Origin of the sequence: Microbispora cellulosiformans, from assembly GCF_008728085.1 — a bacterium.
Lineage (GTDB): Bacteria > Actinomycetota > Actinomycetes > Streptosporangiales > Streptosporangiaceae > Microbispora > Microbispora amethystogenes.
The window spans coordinates 21,643-43,619 of the sequence record NZ_VYTZ01000010.1; the positions used below are offsets into that span (position 1 = coordinate 21,643).

General features: G+C 72.7%; 21 protein-coding genes and 1 pseudogene. 15 read left to right on the top strand and 7 right to left on the bottom strand.

Annotated elements, in window-relative coordinates; genetic code table 11:
* Positions 1-25: 25 nt before the first annotated feature.
* Positions 26-850: an ATP-grasp domain-containing protein gene (locus tag F5972_RS25900; RefSeq protein WP_150936764.1), complete on the top strand. Its 825-nt coding sequence runs from the start codon at positions 26-28 to the stop codon at positions 848-850.
* A gap of 16 nt (positions 851-866) precedes the next feature.
* Here the strand turns inward: F5972_RS25900 and F5972_RS25905 are convergent, their stop codons facing one another.
* A complete protein-coding gene (locus F5972_RS25905; protein ID WP_150936766.1) occupies positions 867-1,628 on the bottom strand; it encodes an SDR family oxidoreductase in 762 nt (253 codons plus the stop codon).
* A gap of 179 nt (positions 1,629-1,807) precedes the next feature.
* Positions 1,808-2,062, bottom strand: coding sequence for a hypothetical protein (locus F5972_RS25910; protein ID WP_150936768.1), 255 nt, complete (start codon positions 2,060-2,062; stop codon positions 1,808-1,810).
* 199 nt (positions 2,063-2,261) lie between these two features.
* Between F5972_RS25910 and F5972_RS25915 the strand changes: the two genes are divergently transcribed.
* The 3 genes from F5972_RS25915 (at position 2,262) to F5972_RS25925 (ending at position 4,789) form a co-directional block, all read left to right on the top strand.
* Positions 2,262-3,014 carry a GntR family transcriptional regulator gene (locus tag F5972_RS25915; RefSeq protein WP_117410488.1) on the top strand — a complete coding sequence of 251 codons (753 nt, stop codon included), beginning with the start codon at positions 2,262-2,264 and terminating at the stop codon, positions 3,012-3,014.
* A 317-nt stretch (positions 3,015-3,331) separates the two neighbouring features.
* On the top strand, positions 3,332-4,057 hold the full coding sequence (locus F5972_RS25920; RefSeq protein ID WP_150936770.1) for a GNAT family N-acetyltransferase: 726 nt from the start codon (positions 3,332-3,334) through the stop codon (positions 4,055-4,057).
* Between the two features lie 51 nt (positions 4,058-4,108).
* Positions 4,109-4,789: a copper homeostasis protein CutC gene (locus tag F5972_RS25925; protein WP_150936772.1), complete on the top strand. Its 681-nt coding sequence runs from the start codon at positions 4,109-4,111 to the stop codon at positions 4,787-4,789.
* A 42-nt stretch (positions 4,790-4,831) separates the two neighbouring features.
* On the opposite strand, the gene F5972_RS25930 is transcribed toward F5972_RS25925, so the two are convergent.
* Together F5972_RS25930 and F5972_RS25935 are read right to left on the bottom strand one after the other, a co-directional pair.
* Positions 4,832-6,418 (bottom strand): bifunctional NAD(P)/FAD-dependent oxidoreductase/class I SAM-dependent methyltransferase, encoded by a 1,587-nt coding sequence (locus tag F5972_RS25930; RefSeq protein ID WP_150936774.1) that lies wholly within the window; start codon positions 6,416-6,418, stop codon positions 4,832-4,834.
* A gap of 91 nt (positions 6,419-6,509) precedes the next feature.
* Complete coding sequence (locus F5972_RS25935; RefSeq protein ID WP_150936776.1) at positions 6,510-7,691, bottom strand: DUF6986 family protein; 1,182 nt, start codon at positions 7,689-7,691, stop codon at positions 6,510-6,512.
* A gap of 213 nt (positions 7,692-7,904) precedes the next feature.
* Here F5972_RS25935 and F5972_RS25940 point away from each other — a divergent pair, with 213 nt between their 5' ends.
* Complete coding sequence (locus F5972_RS25940) at positions 7,905-8,522, top strand: NYN domain-containing protein (RefSeq protein ID WP_191910319.1); 618 nt, start codon at positions 7,905-7,907, stop codon at positions 8,520-8,522.
* A 25-nt stretch (positions 8,523-8,547) separates the two neighbouring features.
* Here F5972_RS25940 and F5972_RS25945 read toward each other — a convergent pair whose 3' ends face one another.
* Positions 8,548-9,870, bottom strand: coding sequence for an FAD-dependent oxidoreductase (locus tag F5972_RS25945; protein WP_150936780.1), 1,323 nt, complete (start codon positions 9,868-9,870; stop codon positions 8,548-8,550).
* 235 nt (positions 9,871-10,105) lie between these two features.
* Between F5972_RS25945 and F5972_RS25950 the strand changes: the two genes are divergently transcribed.
* Positions 10,106-10,591 (top strand): hypothetical protein, encoded by a 486-nt coding sequence (locus tag F5972_RS25950; RefSeq protein WP_225311869.1) that lies wholly within the window; start codon positions 10,106-10,108, stop codon positions 10,589-10,591.
* Between the two features lie 177 nt (positions 10,592-10,768).
* Positions 10,769-12,523 (top strand): proline--tRNA ligase, encoded by a 1,755-nt coding sequence (locus F5972_RS25955; RefSeq protein WP_150936782.1) that lies wholly within the window; start codon positions 10,769-10,771, stop codon positions 12,521-12,523.
* A gap of 36 nt (positions 12,524-12,559) precedes the next feature.
* On the opposite strand, the gene F5972_RS25960 is transcribed toward F5972_RS25955, so the two are convergent.
* Both F5972_RS25960 and F5972_RS25965 read right to left on the bottom strand, forming a co-directional pair.
* Positions 12,560-13,192: a ferritin-like domain-containing protein gene (locus F5972_RS25960; RefSeq protein WP_225311871.1), complete on the bottom strand. Its 633-nt coding sequence runs from the start codon at positions 13,190-13,192 to the stop codon at positions 12,560-12,562.
* Positions 13,185-13,757, bottom strand: coding sequence for a hypothetical protein (locus tag F5972_RS25965; protein ID WP_150936784.1), 573 nt, complete (start codon positions 13,755-13,757; stop codon positions 13,185-13,187). The genes F5972_RS25960 and F5972_RS25965 overlap by 8 nt, the downstream gene beginning before the upstream one ends.
* A 161-nt stretch (positions 13,758-13,918) precedes the next feature.
* Between F5972_RS25965 and rimP the strand changes: the two are divergent.
* From rimP to truB, 8 genes and pseudogenes are all read left to right on the top strand, one after another.
* A pseudogene (rimP, locus tag F5972_RS25970) lies at positions 13,919-14,401 on the top strand (ribosome maturation factor RimP); the annotation flags it as partial.
* Positions 14,402-14,502: 101 nt separating this feature from the next.
* On the top strand, positions 14,503-15,492 hold the full coding sequence (gene nusA / locus F5972_RS25975) for a transcription termination factor NusA (RefSeq protein WP_204287092.1): 990 nt from the start codon (positions 14,503-14,505) through the stop codon (positions 15,490-15,492).
* Positions 15,476-15,778, top strand: coding sequence for a YlxR family protein (locus F5972_RS25980; protein WP_150936788.1), 303 nt, complete (start codon positions 15,476-15,478; stop codon positions 15,776-15,778). The genes nusA and F5972_RS25980 overlap by 17 nt, the downstream gene beginning before the upstream one ends.
* A gap of 187 nt (positions 15,779-15,965) precedes the next feature.
* On the top strand, positions 15,966-19,100 hold the full coding sequence (infB, locus tag F5972_RS25985; protein ID WP_150936790.1) for a translation initiation factor IF-2: 3,135 nt from the start codon (positions 15,966-15,968) through the stop codon (positions 19,098-19,100).
* 73 nt (positions 19,101-19,173) lie between these two features.
* Positions 19,174-19,473, top strand: a complete 300-nt coding sequence (locus tag F5972_RS25990; RefSeq protein WP_167521514.1) for a DUF503 domain-containing protein — start codon at positions 19,174-19,176, stop codon at positions 19,471-19,473.
* A gap of 47 nt (positions 19,474-19,520) precedes the next feature.
* Positions 19,521-20,021, top strand: a complete 501-nt coding sequence (rbfA, locus tag F5972_RS25995) for a 30S ribosome-binding factor RbfA (protein WP_150936792.1) — start codon at positions 19,521-19,523, stop codon at positions 20,019-20,021.
* The gene (locus F5972_RS26000) at positions 20,018-21,055 is read left to right on the top strand and encodes a DHH family phosphoesterase (protein WP_150936794.1); all 1,038 of its coding nucleotides are present in this window, start codon (positions 20,018-20,020) and stop codon (positions 21,053-21,055) included. The genes rbfA and F5972_RS26000 overlap by 4 nt, the downstream gene beginning before the upstream one ends.
* Positions 21,052-21,939 (top strand): tRNA pseudouridine(55) synthase TruB, encoded by an 888-nt coding sequence (gene truB, locus F5972_RS26005; RefSeq protein ID WP_150936797.1) that lies wholly within the window; start codon positions 21,052-21,054, stop codon positions 21,937-21,939. The genes F5972_RS26000 and truB overlap by 4 nt, the downstream gene beginning before the upstream one ends.
* The last annotated feature ends 38 nt before the right edge of the window (positions 21,940-21,977 follow it).

Consider the following 21,977-nt stretch of genomic DNA (forward strand, 5'->3'; position numbering starts at 1 on the left):
CCGACGCATCGCGGATGGGAGTTCGATGAAGGTCGCCTACGTCACCACGGATCACCCGATCATCCGCTTCGACGACGAACGGGAGATCGTCCTCGCCGCCTGGCTCGGGGCCGGCATCGAGGGGTCGCCCGTGAACTGGCACGATCCCGCCGTCGACTGGGCGGACTTCGACGCGGCGGTCGTCCGCTCCGCCTGGGACTACGTCGAGCGGCGGGACGAGTTCGTCGCCTGGGCCCACCGGGTGGAGCGGGTCACGCGGCTGTTCAACCCGGCGCCGGTGCTCGAATGGAACACCGACAAGACCTACCTGCGCACGCTGGGCGTGCCGATCGTGCCCACCTTCTGGCCCGAGCCGGGCGCGGAGCTGCCCGAGTGGGAGGAGTACGTCGTCAAGCCGGCCGTCTCGGGAGGCGCCCGCGACACGATCCGCACCGCGGACCGGGAGACCGCCGCCGCGCACGCGGCCGCGCTGCTCGCCGAGGGCCGCACGGCCATGGTCCAGCCGTACGTCCCGTCGGTCGAGCAGGAGGGCGAGCTGTCGCTGCTCTACTTCGGCGGCCGGTTCAGCCACGCCGTACGGCGAAATCCCATGCTGAGCGGCGAACCCGTCGCGGCGAACCGCGCCACCCTGCGCGACCCGGACGACGACCAGTTCGCGCTGGCCGAGCGGGTCCTGGCCGCCGTGCCGCAGGACCTCCTCTACGCCCGGGTGGACCTGGTACGGATGCCCGACGGCGAGCCGGTGCTGATAGAGGTCGAGCTCACCGAGCCGTACCTGTTCCTGCGGGACGAACTGGCCGCGCCGGACCTGTTCGCCGAGGTCCTCGCCGAGACGCTCAAGGTGGGCTGACGCCCGCGGCCGGCGCTCAGCCGTGCGTCGAGATGCCGCCGTCCACCGGGATGACGGCCCCGGTGAGGTAGGAGCCGGCCCGTGAGGCGAGGAAGATGGCCGCGCCCGCCATGTCGTCGGGCCGGCCGATCCGCCCCAGCGGCACGCCGCTCTCGATCGCGCCGCGCATCTCGGGGTCGTCGAGCGCGAAGGCCATCATCTTCGACTCGAACGGCCCGGGGGCGATCGCGTTGACGGTGATCGACTCATTGGCCAGCCGGTGCGCCAGATGCCGGGTCAGCATGTGGACCCCCGCCTTGGCGGCCGAGTAGGCGTAGTTCTCCATGAACGGCACCCGCAGCCCGTCGACCGACCCGATGTTGATCACGCGGGCGGGGTCGGCGGGCGAGGCGGCGGCGCGCAGCAGCGGCAGGAACCGGCGGGTGAGGAAGAAGACGCCCTTGACGTTGATGTCCCAGAGCTTGTCGAAGGCGTGCTCGGGATACTCCTCCAGGGGCGCGCCCCAGCTCGCCCCGGCGTTGTTGACGAGCACGTCGAGCCGGCTCTCCCGCTCGGCCACCGCCTGCGCCAGCGTCTCGACGCCCTCGGGGGTCGACAGGTCGGCCCGGACCGCCCGGCAGCCCAGCTCCGCGGCCGTGGCCTCCAGCTCGTCCTGCTTGCGGGAGGAGATGTAGACGGTCGCGCCCGCGTCGAGGAACCCACGCGCGATCATCTTGCCGATTCCCCGGGAGCCGCCCGTCACGACGACCGTCTTGCCTTCCACCGAGAACAGAGTCATGGGGGAAGCGTACCGACCGGTCGGTTCCTGGCTCGCGCCGCGCGGTGCCGGGGGCGACGCGCCGGCTGACGGCGCCGGCTAACGGTGGCGCGTCCTGGCGGGCGTGGGGGACCCGCCAGGACGCGCTCCGCCCCGGCGCGAGGCCTCGACCCCGGCGAGGGTTGGGGTCGAGACCTCGTTCAATCGCACGGAGTCTCTGGGGAGAGGCCGTCGTCCGGCCGCTCCGGTGTGCGGTGGTGCCGCATGATCAGGCGTGTCGCGCCGTCCGGGTCGTCGGAGGGATGGGTGATCAAGAACTCATCCTCATGCCACACAAACGACCCGTTCCTGCACCAGACCGTCAAGTCGGTGGATACCGACAGCACGGACATGCCGTTCCCGTTGCTCTGGTAGGTGTGGGTGAACCCCTGCCGGTGCAAGGCGTAGCGCAGCATGCGCGTCGCCTCGCAGGGATCCCGCCAGGGCAAGTACGGCGTGCCCGCACGGACCGCTAGCACCTGCCCCACCTCCATTGGATGGATTTGTACCAACGTTTGGATAATGCGCGGCCCGGAGGGCTCCGGTCAAGGGGTTGTTTCCCGCTAGACCGAGATCCTCTAGATTTGTTGGAACAAAAGGGTGGATTGAGGAAAGATGGCACGATCGTCGCTCTATCAGCAGGTGGCCGCCGAGGTGCGCAGGGCCATCTACGCGGGCGAACTCGCGCCGGGGGACCAGATCCCGACCGAGACCGACCTCATGGAGGCGCACGGGGTCAGCCGCAACACCGTACGGCTGGCGCTCGGCGAACTGGAGAACGAGGGTCTCATCCTGCGGATGCGCCGGCGTGGAACGTTCGTACGCGAGCGCCGTCCCCTCCTCATGCGGCCCCAGGACGAGTTCCTCGCGCACGACCAGGAAGAGCCGCGGTTCGACGCGTTCGTCCACGCCGTCCGGTCCGAGGGCCGTACGGCCGACCAGCGGATCGAGGTGTCGATCGTCGAGCCGCCCGAGGACGTGGCGACGCGCCTCGCCCTCGCCGACGGTGCCCTGGCCGTGGTGCGCCGCCGCCTGCGGTTCGTCGACGCCCAGCCGTTCAACACGCTGGACTCGTACTTCCCGCTGGAGATCGTGGGGGGCTCCGAGATCGCCCGGCCGGGGGACATCACCCGCGGGGCCAACAGGGTGCTGGAGGAGCTCGGGCACCTGCAGACCCGCGTGGTCGACGACCTCTCGGCCCGCATGCCCACCTCCGACGAGTCGGCGCGGCTCCAGCTGGAGCCGGGCACCCCGGTGGTCGTCCACACCCGGGTCGGCTACGACGCCGACGACACTCCGGTCCGCGTGGCCGTGTCCGTTCTGCCCGCCGACAAGCATCTGATCCGATACGAGCTGGAACGTCATTGACGAGGCCCGGGCGTCCGCTCCCCTGAGCGGGCGCCGCAGGCCGAGCCCTCCTCCGGGGGGCCCATCCCTCCTGTGCGCCGGCCCGCCCGGCCGCTGCGCCGATCACTGTGCCCGTCTGTGGGCCGATTCCCGCACGGATCACCGTGCCGTTCCCCATGCCGTTCCCCATGGCGGTCCCCGGGGCCGATCCCGCCGTGGGCCTCGCCGTACCCGCGCGCCGTAGCGAGGTCCGCCGTCCACCGCGACGGACGCTGTACGGCATCTCGCCGTCACTCTGAGTGATCGGATCACCCCCCTCGGCACGAAAGGAATCAGGCATGCCTGCGAACACCCTGGATCTTGTTACGGAACTCACGCTGCGTCGCGCCACCCCCGCCGACCTTCCGGGGGTCCTCGCCCTGCTGGCCCGCACCGCCGGCTGGCTGAACGGCCTCGGCGTACGGCAGTGGCCGGCCGGGGGCTTCCCCGCCGAGCGCATCGACCCGCTGATCGGCGAGGGGGTCATGTACCTGCTCGACGCCGGTGAGGCCGCGGAGACCCTCGACGGTGCCGCCCGCGTGCCCGCCGCCACGATCGCGGTGGACGGCCACGCCGACGCGGAGTTCTGGACGCCGCGGGACCGGCCGGGAGACGCGCTGTACGTCCACAAACTGGCCGTGCACAGGTCCTTCTCCGGCCAGGGCCTGGGGGAGGCGCTGCTCGACTGGGCGGGCCTGCGGGCCGCCGTCCACGGCCGGCCGTACCTGCGGCTCGACTGCTCGAAGGACAACGCCCGCCTGCAGGCGTACTACCGGGGAGTGGGTTTCCGGCACGTCCGCACCGTCGACCTGCCGCACCGCGCCTCGGGGGCGCTGTTCGAGCGGGACGCCTGCGCCGTGCTCCCCGCGTGGGACCGTTCCGGGCACGGCGAACCGGCGATGCCGGGGCGCCGGCGGCGGCAGGAGCGCCACACGCCGGCGGTGCCGGCCCCGCGTGGAGGTCACGGGGCGCAGCAGTTGCGCGTTCTTGACATCACGGCACACAACGAGTTGATCGAGTGCTGAACAGGGCGGATGCCGTGAGGCGCCGCAAAGGGACCCGATACTGTTCACATCATGACGGGATCCCTCCTTGAAGTGATCGCGCTCGATCTGCGTGACGCCGTGGCCGCGGAGGAGGGTGGGGCGGACCGCCTGGAGGTCGTGTCCGACATGGGCTCGGGCGGGCTCACCCCCTCGGCGGACCTCGTCGCGGCCATCGCCCGCGAGTGCGGGCTGCCGCAGATGATCATGCTCCGCCGCGACGCCGGGTTCACCGTGCGCCCGGAGGAGCTCGACCGGCTGCGCCGCGACGTGAAGGAACTGACCGAGGCGGGCGCGGCGGGGTTCGTCTTCGGATTCCTCGACGAGGACGGCTCGGTGGACGTGAAGGCGACCGAGGCGCTGATCCAGGCCGTCTCGCCGCTGCCCTGGACCTTCCACCGCGCCGTGGACCACGCCGCCGACGTGCGGGCCGCGTGGCGTGCCGTACGGCTGCTGCCGAACCTGGCGACCGTCCTCACGTCGGGGTCGCCCGAGGGCGTCGGCAGCGGCCTGGACGTCCTGCGGACCCGGGCGGAGGCGGGAGACGCCTCGCTCGTGCTCGCCGGCGGCGGCCTGCGCGAGGCGCACGTCCCGGCGCTGCTCGACTACGGCATCCGCGCCTTCCACGTGGGCGGCGCAGTGCGGGGCTCCTGGCAGGAGCCCGTCGACCCGAACCGGGTCAGGCACTGGCGCCGCCTGGTGGACCGGCTCTGAGGCCCGGCGCCGTCAGGCCCGGCGTTGTCGGGCCCGGCGGCGTCAGGTACGGCGGCGCGCGACCAGGACGGCGTCCCGGATGGTGATCTCGTGCCCCTCCGGGTCCGTCGCCGTCCGCGGCCGGGCCTCGGCGGTCGTCACCTCCCAGCGGGCCGGGTCGAGCGAGGCCGCGATCTCCTCGGCGGTGAACATCGCCTGTGGGAGGTGCTGCCGGTGGGCCACGGTCAGCAGGTCGAGCGGGTGGTGCCCGACGATCAGCAGGACGCCGCCCGGCGCCACCGCCGCGGCCAGCCGGGCGTACAGCGCCTGCCGCGTCTCGACCGGCAGGTGCATGTAGTGCGCCGACACCAGGTCGTACGCGCCCTCGGGGAGCGGGTGGTCACGCAGGTCGGCGTGGAGCCACTCGATGCGGGCCGCGACCTCGGGGCCGGCGTCGGCGGCGTGGGCGGCGGCCCGCTTCAGCGCGGTGGCCGAGATGTCCGTGCCGGTCACCCGCCAGCCGCGCCCGGCGAGCCACACGGCGTCGGCGCCCTCGCCGCTGCCGACGTCGAGGGCCCGGCCCGGCGGCAGATCGGCGGCCTCGGCGACGAGTTGCACGTTCGGGCGCCCGCTCCAGACGGCCGGCCGTGACTGGTAGCGCTCCTCCCAGGCGGCCTCCTCGAACATCGTGCCCATGGTGTGCCGGTAGGCGTCGACCGCCTCCGCGGTCTCCTCGGCGACGAGGTCCATGTTGATCGCCGCGCCGGTGGTCAGGCCCGACGCGGCGGACGTGATCACCTGCGCCATCGGGTCGGCCGTGTTCCCCGCCACGTAGACGCCGGGCACGGCGGTGGCCCCCGTCGGCTCCGCGGGGATCCGGCTGCCGACCACGTCACCGTTCTTCTCCACCTCGACCGGCGTGAGGCCGAGCGACCGGGCCACGTCGGCGCGGGCGGTGAACCGCGGCGCGACGACGACCGCGTCGAGCGCGACCACGTCGCCCGAGGCCAGGCGTACCCCGGTGAGCGTGTCGCCGGTCACCTCCACCTCCGCGACCTGGCCGTCCGCGACGGCGATCCGGCGCGCGGCGAGCCGCTCGGCGTGCTCCGCCGGCAGCGGCACGGCGTGATGGTTGAGGAACACCACGTTCTCGGTCCACTGCCGCCACAGGCAGGCCTGCTCGACGGCGTGCGGGCCGGTGGCCAGCACGCCGATCCGCCGGTCGCGGACCTCCCAGCCGTGGCAGTACGGGCAGTGCAGCACGTCGCGGCCCCAGCGTCCGGCCAGGCCGGGCACGTCCGGAAGCTCGTCCGCGAGCCCGGTCGCGAGCAGCAGCCGTCGTGCCCGGAGCGCGCGCCCGTCGTCGAGCGTCACGAGGAAGCGCCCGTCGTCCTCCCGTGCCGCGTTCGCCACGCGCCCGTCGGTGATCTCGGCGCCGTACGCCGTGACCTCCGCGCGCCCGGCCGCCAGCAGTTCGGCGGGCGGTGTGCCCTCCCTGCCGAGGTAGTTGTGCACATGCGAGGCAGGCGCGTTGCGCGGCCGCCCGTCGTCGACCACCAGCACCGACCGCCTCGCCCGCGCCAGCGCCAGGGCGCCGCTGAGCCCGGCCGCGCCGCCGCCGACCACGATCACGTCATATGTCCTGTCCACCCGAGTCTCCTCTCATCGCTCGGGTCACGATGCGCCATGATCGGCTGGATCGCCAAACAACGTTGCCGATATGGCAAAGACGGGTGCGTGGTCAGCCGAGGGCCTGGTCGGCCCGGGCCAGCGCGGCGACCAGCGTCCGTATCGTCGCGGGCTCGTCCAGCACCCCGCCCGCCGCGGCCCGCCGCTCCTCCCACGCGCGCACCCGGTCGGCGTACTTCTCGTAGCAGGCGAGATGGAAGGCGTAGACGGTCGTGAAACGGCTGACGAGGTGCGAGGGGTGCATGTCCCAGCCCTGGTGGAAGCCGTGGGACAGCGAGTGCGCCACCAGAGCCGAGTGCCTGCGGAGCAGGGCGTGCACGTCGGCGGCCGAGTCGGAGGCGGGCGCCGCGGCGAGGGAGCCGTCCGACAGTTCGACGCCCGTGCCGGCGAGCGCGGTCCGCATGACGTGCCTCGCGTGGTCGCACGCGGGATGGTCGAGCCGCTGCTCGTCCGGGGGCAGCCCGACCGCCGCGGTGTAGTCGAACACCCCGAAGTGCGCGGCCGCGAGCCGCCCGCCGAGCGACGGCACCAGATCGGCCGACCGCTGCAGGATCAGCACGGTCTGCGGGGCCTCCACCTGCATCTCGAAGCGCAGCGTCCCCGAGGGCAGCGCCAGCGCCCGCTCCAGCGTCTCCAGGCAGCGGGCGAACTGACCGAGGTAGTCCTCCATGAGGACCTTGGGGAAGGTCACCGTGAACCCGTCCGGAAGCCGCCCGGCCCGCCGTACGACCTCGGTGAGGAAGCCGTCGAGCGTACGGATCGAGCGGTGCGGGTCACCGTCGGCGAACGACTTCACCCGCAGCCCCCAACGGCGGGGGAGGGTGCCCGCCCGGTGCATCTCGGCGACGGCCGCCGCCGCGGACTCGGCGTGCCGGTCCTCCTCCTCCGGCGCGCGCACGCCGTACCCGTCCTCGAAGTCGATCCGCAGGTCCTCGATGGGCTCGTTGTGGAGCTTGCGGCGGACCCGTTCGTGCACGGGCTGGGCCAGCCCGGGGTCCAGCCCGAACAGCGCGGCCAGCTCGCCGGGGGTGAACAGCAGCCGGTTCAGCAGGTCGGTGGCGGCGTGCCGCCATTCGTGGACGACCCCCGCCGTGACCCGGTCCGCCGGCACGTACACGGTGTGCACCGGCTGCCACGCCGGCTCCTGGCCCGCGGGGTAACGGGCGAGCTGGTCACGGTAGACGTGGTCGAAGCCGTCGAGCAGCCCGTCCAGGCCGGTCAGCGTCGTCTCCATGGGGACGATCCTCGCAGAGTCCCGGCACGGCCACTTCATCACGCAACGTCGCCACGCTGCGACGGAGAGTTGGGTATCCTCTTACTCGAACACGCGAGCGAAAAAAGAAACGGCCCCCTGCTGGGGGCCGTAGAGCCCGGGGACGTAACCCCGGGCGCGGTGACACCATGTTAGGGCGTGATGGCGATGTGCGACAACCCCGTTCCTCGATCCGTGCGTGTCGGGTTCTACGTGGATGGGTTCAACCTCTACTACGGGCTGCGTTCCCTGCGGGGCCGGCGCTATCTATGGCTCGATCTGCACGCGCTGGCGAGTCGCCTGTTGAAGCCGGGGCAGACCCTGACCACCATTCGCTACTTCAGCGCCCACGTGCGCAACGAACCGGGCGCGCTGCTGAGACAGAAGACCTACCTCGCGGTTCTCGAGACCCTGGAGGTCGACGTGGTGCTGGGGCGGTTCCAGGAACAGCGGGCCTCCTGCCGGATCTGCGGAGCCTCCTGGCGGACGTACGAGGAGAAGCAGTCCGACGCCGCCCTCGCCGCCGCGATCGTCGGTGACGTCGCGCTCGATCTCGTCGACGTCGTGCTGCTGCTGTCGGCCGACAGCGACCTGTGCGCGGCGATCGAGGCGGTGCGGTCGGTGGACGCCAGACGGGGCGGCAAGACCCGGGTGGTCACCGTGTTCCCGCCCGGCCGCCGTTCTGACGGCCTGCGCCTGGCGAGTGACGCGTGGTTTCCCCTCGGCGAGGCGATCATCCGCAGGTCACAGCTGCCCGACCTCGTGCCCGGCCGCGACGGCGCCCGCTATCACCGGCCGGGGTACTGGAACTGACCTCGCCGGCCGCGCGGCCGCGCGGTCAGGAGGGCGTTCCCCTGTGCGTGAGACGACCGGCCGCGCCCAGCATGGCGTCCCTGCCCACCAGCTTCACCCGCTCGCCCCGCTTGAGGTTCTCCGCCAGCGCCGTCTCCGCGGCCTCGATGCCGAGCCAGTCCTCGTACGTCACCGGGCGCACGCCGCGGGCGGCGAGCAGGTCGTCCAGCCGGGCGGTGGCGGTCCCCGGCTTGACCTCGGCGAGCAGGGTACGCACGGTCTCCGCGGCGTCGGACTTGTTGGTCCCGATCACCCCGGTCGGGCCCCGCTTCAGCCAGCCCGCGACGTACTGCCGGTCGGTCACCTTCCCGGCGACGTTGGGCACCGTCATCGCCCGCGTGTCGAAGGGCACCCCGGGCAGCGCGACGCTCCGGTAGCCCACCGAGCGCATGACCATGTCCGCCGGGATCGTCTCGAACTCGCCGGTCCCGACGACCCGCCCGTCCTCCAGGCGGGTCCGCTCCAGCCGTACGCCCTCGACCCGGGAGACCCCGAGGATCTCGATCGGGCGCAGCCAGAAACGCACCTCCAGACGGCGCGGCCGGTCGGCCGGCTCGCGCTCCGACCACGACCGCAGCACGTCCACGTTGCCCTTGACCTGCCGCGACAGGGCGGCCAGGTCACCGGTCGCGACCTCGTGCGGGAAGGTCAGGACGTCGGCGTTCAGCAACTCGCCGAGCTCGCGCAGCTCCTTGAGGGTGAACTTGGCGTGTTCCGGGCCGCGCCTGCCGACCATGTGGATGCGCCTGACGCGCGAGGAGGCCAGCCGGTCGAGCACCTCCTCGGGCACGTCGGTGCCGCGCAGTTCGTCGGCCGTCTTGGCCATGATCCGCACGACGTCCACGGCGACGTTGCCGACGCCGATCACGACGACGTCCTCGGCGTCGAGCGAGAAGGTGTCCGGCGGGACGTCGGGGTGGCCGCAGTACCAGTTGACGAAGTCGGTCGCGGCGACGCTGCCCGGCAGGTCCTCGCCCGGGATGCCGAGCTGTCTGTCGACCATCGCGCCGGTGCAGTAGACGACCGCGTCGTAGCAGGACAGCAGGTCGTCGGCCGAGACGTCCGCGCCGAGTTCCACACCGCCGAGGAAGCGCACCCCGGGCGTCTCCAGGACGCGCCGGAGGTATCCGGCGATCGACTTGATCGAGGTGTGGTCGGGCGCGACGCCGTACCGCACGAGCCCGTAGGGCGTGGGCAGACGTTCGAGCACGTCCACCTCGACGGGGTCGCGCGACTGTTTGACCAGTGCCTCGGCCGTGTAGATCCCGGCCGGGCCCGACCCGACGATCGCGACGCGCAGTGTCACCATGGCCTCCCGGCAGCGGCGGCGTGTCTGCTTCGATTCTTTATCATCGGCGGCGGCCGTGTCACCGGAACGCCATGCCGCGGCACCGGACTGTGATCCTTTCTGTGATCCGTGTTGTGATGATTCGTGGGGTTGCGGCGACCCGGCGGCCGCGATCAGAGTGATGCTCGTGGGCTCTGGGGCTAAAAGACGGGGAAACCCGCGGACGAGACGGCCGGGCGGTGGGACCCTCCCTGACATGAGGGGACTGCGCGGGGGGCAGGACGAGCCCGGGGCCTCGCCGGCCACGGCCCGGGGGTCGCGGAACGATCGAGGCGACGGCCGCCGCTACGAGGCGCTGGGCCGGGTCATGGCCGCGCTGTCCGGCGAGGCGGAGACGCTGGAGGCGTGCCGCGACCTCACCTGGTGGCGGACGACCGACCACTCCTGGCACGTCGAGTGGCGCGACGGCCCGCAGGCCGCGGAGGTGGCGGCGCTGCTGGTCGAGCGGATCGGCGAACCGGGTCCCGACGCCGCGCCCGCCGCCCCGGCCGGTCCCGCGACCGCGTCGACCGCGGTGATCGACGTGATGGAGGTGACCTTCGTGCTGCGGGCGATCGACCCGTTCGGCATGGAACGGCTCCGGTCCAGGCCCGGCCTGTGGCGGCTGTCGGCGGCGCTGGACGGGCCGGCGGGCGCGGGGGAGCGGTCGCGCCAGCACTGGGAGGAACTTCTCGGCGGCTGAGCGGCGGGCGCGCGTTGAGGGGAGGCGGCCGGTGCCCCGAGTCGATAGCCTTGGAGCACATCGTCTTCGTCTCCCACGTCGCCGCCGGGGATCCGCGAGGAGATCCGCGCCGGAGTCTCCGGCCGCGGCGATCCGGGGGAGACGTCGCGGGAGACCTCTCACGAGCAAGGAGTAGCCGTGCTGCTGCGTATGTCGACCCTGTTCCTGCGCACCCTGCGTGAGGATCCGGCGGACGCGGAAGTGCCGAGCCACAAGCTGCTCGTCCGCGCCGGCTACGTCCGCCGGGTCGCGCCCGGCATCTACTCCTGGCTGCCGCTGGGCAAGATCGTGCTGGAGAACGTCGCCCGGGTGGTCCGCGAGGAGATGGACCGGATGGGCGCGCAGGAGGTGCTGTTCCCCGCGCTGCTGCCCCGCGACTACTACGAGCCCACCGGCCGCTGGACCGAGTACGGCGACACGCTGTTCCGCCTGAAGGACCGCAAGGGCGCCGACTATCTCCTCGGGCCGACGCACGAGGAGATGTTCACCGACATGGTCAAGGGGGAGTACTCCTCCTACAAGGACTACCCGGTGACGCTGTACCAGATCCAGACCAAGTACCGCGACGAGGCGCGTCCCCGGGCCGGCATCCTGCGGGGCCGGGAGTTCGTGATGAAGGACTCCTACTCCTTCGACCTCGACGACGACGGCCTGAAGCGGTCCTACGAGATGCACCGCGACGCCTACATCCGCATCTTCGACCGCCTCGGCATCGACTACCGGATCTGCTTCGCCATGTCGGGGGCGATGGGCGGCTCGGCCTCCGAGGAGTTCCTCGCGCCCTGCGACACCGGTGAGGACACCTTCGTGGCCTGCCACAACTGCGGGTACGCGGCCAACGCCGAGGCGGTCGTGACGCCCGCGCCGCCCGCGGTGACCGCGGAGCAGCCGGCCATGGAGGTCCTCGACACGCCCGGCACGCCCACGATCGAGTCGCTGGTGACGTACGTCAACGAGCGGTACGACCTCGGAATCACCGCGGCGGACACGCTGAAGAACCTCGTCGTCAAGGTCCGCACGCCGGGCTCCGACGAGGTCAGGACCGTGGTCGTCGGCGTCCCCGGCGACCGCGAGGTGGACTTCAAGCGCCTGGAGGCCGCGCTCTCGCCCGGCGTGCCGGAGATCTTCGAGGCCGAGGACTTCGCCCGCCACCCCGGCCTGGTACGCGGCTACATCGGCCCGCAGGTGCTCGCGGACCTCGGGATCACCTACCTCGTCGACCCCCGCGTCGTGGCGGGCTCGGCCTGGGTGACCGGCGCCAACGAGCCGGGCAGGCACGCCGCGCACGTGGTCGCGGGCCGTGACTTCCAGCCCGACGGCACGATCGAGGCCGCCGAGGTGCGCGCGGGCGACTCCTGCCCCCGCTGCGCCCACCCGCTGTCGATCGACCGCGGCATCGAGATCGGGCACATCTTCCAGCTCGGCCGCAAGTACGCCGACGCGGCCCACCTCGACGCGCTCGGGCCGGACGGCAAGCCCATCCGCATCACCATGGGCTCGTACGGCGTCGGCGTGTCCCGGGCGGTGGCGGTGCTGGCCGAGCAGCGGCACGACGCGCTGGGCCTGGTGTGGCCCAGGGAGGTGGCCCCCGCCGACGTGCACATCGTCGGCACCGGCAAGGAGAACCAGATCGAGGTGGCCACCGAGCTCGCCGAGAGCCTGGAGGCGCGGGGACTGCGCGTGCTGGTGGACGACCGTCAGGGCGTGTCGCCGGGCGTCAAGTTCAAGGACTCCGAGCTGCTGGGCGTGCCCACCGTCCTGATCGTCGGCCGTGGGCTGGCCCAGGGCGTGGTGGAGCTGCGCGACCGGGTCGCCGGGACCAAGGAGGAGATCCCGCTGGACCAGGCCGTCGACCGCGTCCTCGCCGCCTGCCTCCCCGCCTCTTCCGCGTGACCTTTCCGGTAGGGCCGGCCTCCGGCCCTACCGAGGTCAGGACCCGGAGGGAGTGGCGTCGGGAAGCCCGGCTTCCGGTTGCGCGGTGCCGGTTTCCGTGGGGCCGGGTTCCGCGGTGCCGGTTTCCGTGCTGTCGGGCTGTGCGGTGTCGGGCGGTCCGGCCTGAGTGGGGCCGGTGTCCCGGCCGGGCATGCCGGGGAAGGCGCCGATCTCCGGCTGCCAGCCGTACGCGCGCGTCGCGCTCTCCTGCGCCGCCAGCGCGGCGAGCCGCCGCAGGGCGGGATCGCGGTCGGCGGCGAGCTCCAGGTAGGCGGTGACCACCCGCTGCTCCACGAGCACCGCCAGGCGCACCGCGTCGGACGGCGTGCGCACCTCGAACGGCAGGCCGTAGGAGGGGCCCGGCTCGGTGGGTGTGCCGCCCCGCTGGGTGATGAGCGTGCGCAACTGGTCGCGCCGCGCCCGGTGCGCGTCGAAGCCCGCCGTCGCCCGGGCGAGCAGCGCGCCCTTCGTCCTCCCGCCGACGACTCCGTAGGCGTACACGGCGGCGTACTCGGCGGACAGGGCGCGGCCGAGGGCGGCGACAGAGGGCCCTGCGGCGGAGCCCGGAGCAGGGCTCACCGCCGGGCTCACCGCCGGGCTCACGGCGGGCGGAGTCGCGGGCTCAGCCACGAAGCCTCCCCAGGGCGACGACGTGGACGGCCTCGCAGGCGCCGATGCTGACCAGAAGCTGGGCGAGTGCGGGCGAGGCCGTGGCGGTCTGCGCGGGACGCGCCGCCGCGGAGGCCTGTTCGAAGTCCCGCAGCACTCCGACGGAGACCTGGGTCGAGCCGTCGGAGGGCGATCCGGACGGCGACGCGGGGGGCGACCCGGAGGACGACGGGACCGGGGTGATCGGAGCGGTCCCGGCGGGCAGCAGCGCGCGCAGCGCCCGCACGTGAGCCGCGTGCCGCTGCCGGAACGGCTCCAGCGTGGCGGCCCGGCCGGGCAGGGCGGCGACCGCGCGCCCGTACAGCGCCACCAGTCGCTCCTTGTCCGCGATCAGCTCGCCGATCAGCACGGCCTGCGGGTCCGGAGGGGGCGGCGTGACGGGCTTGTCCGGGCCGTTCGAACAGCCTCCCGCGGCGGCCAGGCCCGCCGCGGCGGCGACGCCCAGCAGCGCACGTCTGGTCACCCGTGCCCCGCCGCTGTCCCGTCCGCCGCCGCTGCCCCCTTCACCGCCGCTGTCCTCTTTCACGACACAGCATCGTACGGCGCGCCGCCCACTGGTCCCCGCCCGTGACCGGTGATGATCGTGTGCGTGTCGGACGGTCGCCCGGGTGTGGCGCAGTTTCCACCTCCCGGTGTCGATAGGCTGTTGGCACATCGGGCTAGTTACACAGTCGTAGGGAGGTCGGCATGGGCATCGACGCTCGACGCGGCCGCCTGGTCGAACTGCTCGGCCCGGTGGTCGCCGCCGAAGGGTTCGACCTGGAGGACGTGACGGTCACTCCGGCGGGACGCCGGAGACTGGTGCGCGTGGTGGTGGACCGGGACGGCGGCGTGAGCCTGGACGACGTGGCCGACGTGAGCCAGTCCGTCTCCAAGCGGCTCGACGAGGTGGACGTGCTCGGCGGCAGCGCGTACGTGCTGGAGGTCACCTCCCCCGGCGTGGACCGGCCGCTCACCGAGCCGCGCCACTGGCGCCGGGCGCACGGGCGGCTGGTGCGGGCGGAGCTGCGCGACGGCACCTCGGTGGAGGGCCGCGTGACCGGCGCGGACGAGTCCGGCGTGGAGCTGGACGGCGCGCGCGGCATCGCCTTCGGCGAGCTGGTGCGCGGCCGCGTGCAGGTCGAGTTCAACCGGCGCGACGCCGGTCTCGACGACGAGCACGACGGCGAACTTGATGACGAACATGACGAGGACCTCGATGTCGACGAGGACATCGCCGACGCCGCCGACACCGGCGACGAGGGCTAGGGGGGAGCCTTGTGGACATTGACATGAGCGTCCTGCGCAGCCTGGAGCGGGAGAAGGACATCTCCTTCGACCTGGTCGTCAAGGCGATCGAGGACGCGCTGCTGATCGCGTACTTCAGGACCGAGGGCGCGGCGCAGAAGGCGCGCGCCGAGCTGGACCGCGACACGGGCCACGTGGTGATCTGGGCGGCCGAGCTGGGCGAGAACGGCGACGTCGTGCGCGAGTACGACGACACCCCGTCCAACTTCAGCCGGATCGCCGCCACCACGGCCAAGCAGGTCATCCTGCAGCAGCTCAGGGACGCCGAGGACGAGATCAACTTCGGCGAGTTCGCGAGCCGCGAGGGCGAACTGGTGGCCGGCGTCATCCAGCAGGGCAAGGATCCGCGGGTGGTGCTGGTCGACCTCGGCAAGATCGAGGCGATCCTCCCGCACAACGAGCAGGTCCCGGGTGAGGAGTACGCGCACGGCGAGCGCATCCGCTGCTACGTCGTGCAGGTGAAGAAGGGCCCGAAGGGCCCGTCGGTCACCCTCTCGCGCACCCACCCCAACCTGGTGAAGAAGCTCTTCGCGCTGGAGGTCCCGGAGATCGCCGACGGCACCGTGGAGATCGCGGCCATCGCCCGGGAGGCGGGCCACCGCACCAAGATCGCCGTACGGTCGCGCAAGCCGGGCGTCAACGCCAAGGGCGCGTGCATCGGCCCGATGGGCTCACGGGTGCGCAACGTGATGACGGAGCTGCACGGCGAGAAGATCGACATCATCGACTGGTCCGAGGACCCGGCCGAGTTCGTCGGGAATGCCCTGTCTCCCGCGCGTGTTTCCCGTGTCGAGGTGGTCGACGCCGATGGCCGCATGGCGCGCGTCATCGTGCCCGACTACCAGTTGTCCCTGGCCATCGGCAAGGAAGGGCAGAACGCCCGCCTCGCCAACAGGCTGACCGGCTGGCGGATCGACATCCGGCCGGACACCGAGCAGGCCCCTGCTGATCCCGCCGATGCGTCGGCGAGGTAAGCTGGAAGACGGTTGCCGGGCAGTCCCGCTGAGAACGTGTGTGGGCTGCCGGGTTCGCACGGTAAAGTCCGAGTTGCTCCGCCTGGTCGTGGTCGAGGACGTCATCGTCCCCGACGTGCGAGGACGGCTCCCGGGACGTGGTGCCTCGTTGCACCCGTCCCCGCGCTGTCTGGAGCTCGCAGAGCGTCGCAGGGCGTTCCCTCGCGCGTTTCGCGCGCAGGGGTCGCTTGACACGTCGCTCTTGCGGGATCACCTGGAGGGGTTGACGCCGGGGCGGTCCGGGTGAATGGTTACCGCTGGTCCCCGGTATCGGCTCCGGGAATCAGGGCACGACGTAATTGTCATGTAGGACGCCGAGTTGATGGGCGGAGTCAGATTGCTATGAGCGCCTGATGAGCACGCGGCGATGAGTACGTTCAGGTAGCGACGGTCCGGCGGCACTGCTAGCCTCCCGGGCCGAGTTAGGGAGTGCAGTGGCGAAGGTCCGGGTATACGAGCTCGCCAAGGAGTTCGGGGTCGAGAGCAAGGTCGTCATGGCCAAGCTCACCGAAATGGGCGAGTTCGTGAGGTCGGCGTCCTCGACGATAGAGGCGCCGGTCGTCCGCAAACTGACTGAGGCGTTCAAGGGTGACGCCTCCAGGGGCGGGGGTAGGCCCGCCCGTCCGGCGCAGCCGAAGCCTGCGCCCAGACCGGCTTCAGAGAGCCAGGTCAACGGGGGCGCCCCACAGGCGCCCGTTTCCCAGTCCGGTGACACGGTGGCGCGGCCGGGCCCGAAGCCGGGTCCGCGGCCCGCTCCGCGGCCGGTTCCGATGCCCCACCCGCCGGTGGCCCAGCCGGAAGCGGCGCGCCCCGAGGCCGCCCGTCCGCAGGGACCCCGGCCGGACGTTCCGCGTCCGGACGCCCCGCGTCCGGACACCTCCCGGCCCGCGGCGGCCTCAGGTCCGCGGCCCGGTGGTGCCGGACCCGGAGCGCCCAAGCCGGGCCCGCGGCCCGCGCCGGCGTCGCGCCCGGGTGGCGCGCCCGCCGGTCCCGGTGCCCCGAGCGGTGGCGCCCCGCGTCCCGGTGGCGGTGGACCCAAGCCGGGCCCGCGCGGCCCGCGTCCGGGCAACAACCCGTTCTCCTCGACCGCCAGCGGCATGGGCCAGCGTCCCGCGCGGCCCGGCGGCCGCGACGGTGGACGTCCCGAGCGAGGCGACCGTCCCGATCGTGGAGACGGCGCTCCTCGTGAGCCGCGCCGTGACGGCGGCCGTGACGGCGCCATGCCGCGTCCGCCGGCCGCGCGTTCCGGCGCTCCGGGCGCGGGCGGTCCGCGTCCCGGCCCCGGGGGCCCGCGTCCCGGTCCGGGCATGGGCGGTCCCCGCCCGGGTCCCGGCGCCGGCGGTCCGCGTCCCGGTGGTCCGCGTCCGAACCCGATGATGATGCCGCAGGGCCGTCCGGCCGGACCGGGCGGCGGCGGTGGCGGTCCGCGTCCCGGTGGCGGCGGTGGCCGTCCCGGTCCCGGTGGCGGCGGTGGCCGCCCGGGTGGTGGCGGCGGTCGTCCCGGTGGCGGCGGCTTCGGCGGTCCGCGTCCCGGCGCCACGGCCGGTCGTCCCGGCGGACCGGGCGGTGGTCCCGGTGGCGGCGGTGGCGGCGGCTTCGCCGGTCGTCCCGGCGGTGGCGGCGGCCGTGGCCGCGGTGGCGGCACGGCGGGCGCGTTCGGGCGTCCGGGAGGCCGTCCGACCCGTGGCCGCAAGTCCAAGCGCCAGAGGCGCCAGGAGTTCGACAACATGCAGGCCCCGGCGATCGGCGGCGTGCAGGTCACACGTGGTGGCGGGCAGACGATCCGCCTGCCGCGGGGTGCGTCCCTGGCGGACTTCGCCGACCGGATCGGTGCGAACCCGGCCTCGCTCGTGCAGATCATGCTGCACCTCGGCGAGATGGTGACCGCGACCCAGTCGGTCAGCGAGGAGACGCTCCAGCTTCTGGGCGCCGAGCTGGACTACGACGTCCAGGTCGTCAGCCCGGAGGAGGAGGACCGCGAGCTCCTCGAGTCCTTCAAGATCGAGTTCGGTGAGGACGAGGGTGACGAGGGCGACCTCGCGCCGCGTCCGCCGGTCGTGACCGTCATGGGTCACGTCGACCACGGTAAGACGAAGCTGCTCGACGCGATCCGCCACACCAACGTGGTGGCCCGCGAGGCCGGCGGTATCACGCAGCACATCGGCGCCTACCAGGTCGGGACCACCCACGAGGGTGAGCCGCGCAAGATCACCTTCATCGACACCCCGGGTCACGAGGCGTTCACCGCCATGCGTGCCCGTGGTGCGCAGGCCACCGACATCGCGGTGCTGGTGGTCGCGGCCGACGACGGTGTGAAGCCGCAGACGATCGAGGCGCTGAACCACGCCCAGGCGGCCGACGTGCCGATCGTGGTGGCGGTCAACAAGATCGACAAGGAGGGCGCGGACCCGACCAAGGTGCGGGCCCAGCTCACCGAGTACGGCCTGGTGGCCGAGGAGTTCGGTGGCTCCACGCTCTTCGTGGACATCTCCGCCAAGCAGGGCGTCGGCATCGACGGCCTGCTGGAGGCCATCCTGCTGACCGCGGACGCCGAGCTCGACCTGCGGGCGAACCCGGACATGGACGCCCAGGGCCTGGCCATCGAGGCGCACCTCGACAAGGGCCGCGGCCCCGTGGCGACCGTGCTCGTGCAGCGCGGCACGCTTCGGGTGGGCGACTCGATCGTCTGTGGCGAGGCCTTCGGCCGCGTCCGGGCGATGCTGGACGACAACGGGGAGACGGTCGAGGAGGCCGACCCCTCGCGTCCGGTCCTGGTCCTCGGTCTGACCGCCGTCCCGCGCGCGGGCGACAACTTCATCGTCGTCGGCGATGACCGGATGGCCCGTCAGATCGCCCAGCAGCGGGCGGCCCGGCAGCGCATCGCCGACATGGCCAGGTCCGGCCGCCGGCGCACTCTCGAGGAGCTGTTCAAGGACCTCGAGAAGGGCCAGGTCGACGAGCTCAAGCTCATCATCAAGGGTGACGTCTCCGGTTCCGTCGAGGCCCTGGAGGACGCCCTGCTCAAGATCGACGTGGGCGAGGAGGTCAAGCTCCGCGTGCTGCACCGCGCCGTCGGTGCCATCACGGAGTACGACGTCAACCTCGCGATCGCCGACGACAACGCGGTCATCATCGGCTTCAACGTGCGGCCCGAGGTCCGGGCCCGCGACCTCGCCGAGCGCGAGGGCGTCGACATCCGGTACTACTCGGTCATCTACCAGGCGATCGAGGAGATCGAGGCGGCCCTCAAGGGCATGCTCAAGCCGGAGTTCGAAGAGGTCAGGACCGGCACGGCCGAGGTCCGCGAGGTCTTCAAGGTTCCGAAGATCGGCAACGTCGCCGGTTCGATCGTCCGTACGGGCGTGATCACCCGCAACAGCAAGGCACGGCTCATCCGCGACGGTGTCGTGGTGGCCGACAACCTCACCGTCTCGTCGCTGCGCCGCTTCAAGGACGACGCGACCGAGGTCCGCGAGGGCTTCGAGTGCGGTATCGGTGTCGGTTACAACGACATCAAGGTCGAGGACGTCATCGAGACGTTCGAGATGCAGGAGAAGCCGCGCGCCTGACGCACCGCGCCGCCGCCCCCGCACCACGCGTGCGGGGGCGGCGGTCGGGCGTCTTCGCCGTGGTGAGACATCCATGTTCATCGGTGCACTTACTCTTGACGTCCTGCTCGGCGACGTCCGCTCGCTGAAGCAGAAGCGCTCCGTGGTCCGGCCGATCATCGCCGAGATCCGGCGGCGTTTTCCCGCGGTCGCCGTGGCCGAGGCGGGGCATCTCGACCTGCACCGGCGCGCCGAGATCGGCGTGGCCGTGGTGTCGGAGTCGGCGGCCAACTGCGACGAGGTGCTGGACGCCTGTGAGCGGGTAGTCGCCTACCACCCCGAGATCGAGCTGCTGTCGGCGCGGCGGCGGCTCTTCAACGACCACGAGGAATAGACGGCCGGGCCCCCGCGTCAGCCGTACAGATACGAGGGAGCGTGAGCATGGACGCAGCGCGTGCCAGGAAGCTGGCCGACCGCATCCAGCAGGTGGTGGCGGAGATGCTGGAGCGGCGGATCAAGGATCCGCGGCTGGGGTTCGTGACGGTGACCGACACCCGGGTCACCGCGGACCTGAGCGACGCGACCGTCTACTACACGGTCTTCGGTTCGGAGGCGGAGCGGGCCGACTCGGCCGCCGCGCTGGAGAGCGCCAAGGGCGTCATCCGCTCCGAGGTCGGCCGGCAGACCGGCCTGCGGCACACCCCCACCCTCTCGTTCGTGCACGACCCGCTCCCCGACAACGCCCGCCACATGGACGACCTGTTCGCGCTGGCCAGGGCCAAGGACGCCGAGGTCGCCAAGAAGGCCGAGGGCGCGCAGTTCGCCGGGGAGGCCGACCCCTACCGCTTCGAGGACGACCTCGACGCCGAGGCGGCCGAGGAGGAGGGCGAGGAGACGGCAGAGGAGGAGCCCAGCGGCCGCGCCGGACACTCCGCCCGGTGACCGCGATCGAGACCGCGATCGGCGAGCCGGACTGGCGGCGGGCGGCCGACCTCATCCACGGCGCCGGCACACTGGCGCTGGCCTGCCACGTCTCCCCCGACGGGGACGCCCTCGGCTCGATGCTGGGCCTCGGGCTGGCGCTGGCGCGGTCCGGGAAGAAGGTCGTGGCGTCCTTCGGCGACCGGGTGCTCGAGGTGCCCCGGCTGCTGCGGTTCCTGCCCGGCCAGGAGCTGCTCGTCGAGGCCCCCGCCTACCCCGCCGAGCCGGATCTGATGATCACCTTCGACGCGTCCACGATGGAGCGGCTGGGCCTGCTCGCGCCGCACGCGGGCAAGGCCGGGGAACTGCTCGTGATCGACCACCATGTGTCGAACACCAGGTTCGGGACGGTCCACCTGGTGGATCCCTCGGCCGCCTCCACCACGATGGTGGTCGAGGAGCTGATCCACCGGCTCGGGCTGCGGGTGGACCGATCCGTCGCCACCTGCCTGTACGCCGGACTGGTGACCGACACCGGCTCGTTCCGGCACTCCGTCACCACGCCGGCCGCCCACGCCATGGCGGGCCGGCTGCTGGAGACCGGGCTCCGCCCGGAGGAGCTCGCCCGTGAGCTGTGGGACCGGTCGCCGTACGCGTATCTGCGGGTGCTGGGCGCGGCGCTCGGACGGGCCACGCTGGAACCGGACGCCGCGGGCGGCCACGGGCTGGTGTGGACCTTCGTGAGCCGCGCCGACCGCGCCGCCGAGGGCCTGCCGTACGACGAGGTCGAAGGCGTGATCGACGTCGTACGCCGGGTCGACGAGGCCGAGGTCGCGGTCGTGCTCAAGGAGGACGACGACGGCGGCTGGAACGTCTCGACGCGGTCCAAGGGCGTGGTGGACGTGGCCCGTGCCTGCGCCGCCCTCGGCGGCGGCGGGCACGCGCGGGCCGCGGGGTTCTCCTCGGCGCTGCCCGTGGCGGACACGATGGCCGCCCTCCGCCCCCTCCTCACCTCGTCGCCTCCCCACCTGCCCTCTCCTAGGACTGAGCCGTGACAAGAAGGCCCCCGCCGCCGAGCGGGCTCATCATCGTGGACAAGCCCGCGGACTGGACGTCCCACGACGTCGTGGGCAAGATGCGCGGCGTCGCCGGCACCCGCAAGGTCGGCCACGCCGGCACGCTCGACCCGATGGCGACCGGCGTGCTGGTGATCGGCGTGGAGAAGGCGACCCGCCTCCTCGGGCACCTCGCGCTGACCGAGAAGGTGTACGAGGCGACGATCCGCCTCGGGGCCTCGACCAACACCGACGACGCCGAGGGCGAGGTGACCGCCACCACGCCCGCGGGCCAGGTGACCGACGAGGACATCCGTGTGGGCGTCGCCGCGCTCACGGGCGAGATCATGCAGGTGCCGCCGCAGGTGAGCGCCATCAAGGTCGACGGAGAGCGGGCCTACAAGCGGGCCCGGGCGGGGGAGGAGGTCGCCCTTGCCGCCCGGCCGGTCACGGTGCGCGCCTTCGAGATCGGGGAGATCAGGCGGACCCCGGAGACGGTGGACCTGGACGCGGTCGTCACGTGCTCCAGCGGCACCTACATCCGGGCGCTGGCCCGCGACCTCGGCGCGTCGCTCGGCGTCGGCGGCCACCTCACCCGGCTGCGCCGCACCCGGGTCGGCCCGTACGGCATCGAGTCGGCCCGCACGATCGAGGACCTGGCCCGCGAGTGCGTGATCATGCCGATGGCCGACGCGGTGGCGGCGGCCTTCCCTCGGCGGGACGTGGCGGAGGACGAGGCGCGGCTGGTCGCGCACGGCGGGCGGCTGCGCGCGGCGGGCCTCGGGCCCGGCCCGGTCGGCGTGTTCGGGCCGGACGGCGCGCTGCTGGCGCTCGCCGAGGAGCGTGACGGGGCGGCCCGGCCCCTGGTGGTCTTCGTCTCCTGAAACCGGGGCTGGTTCCCGCGCGGGCGCCCGGGCATGGC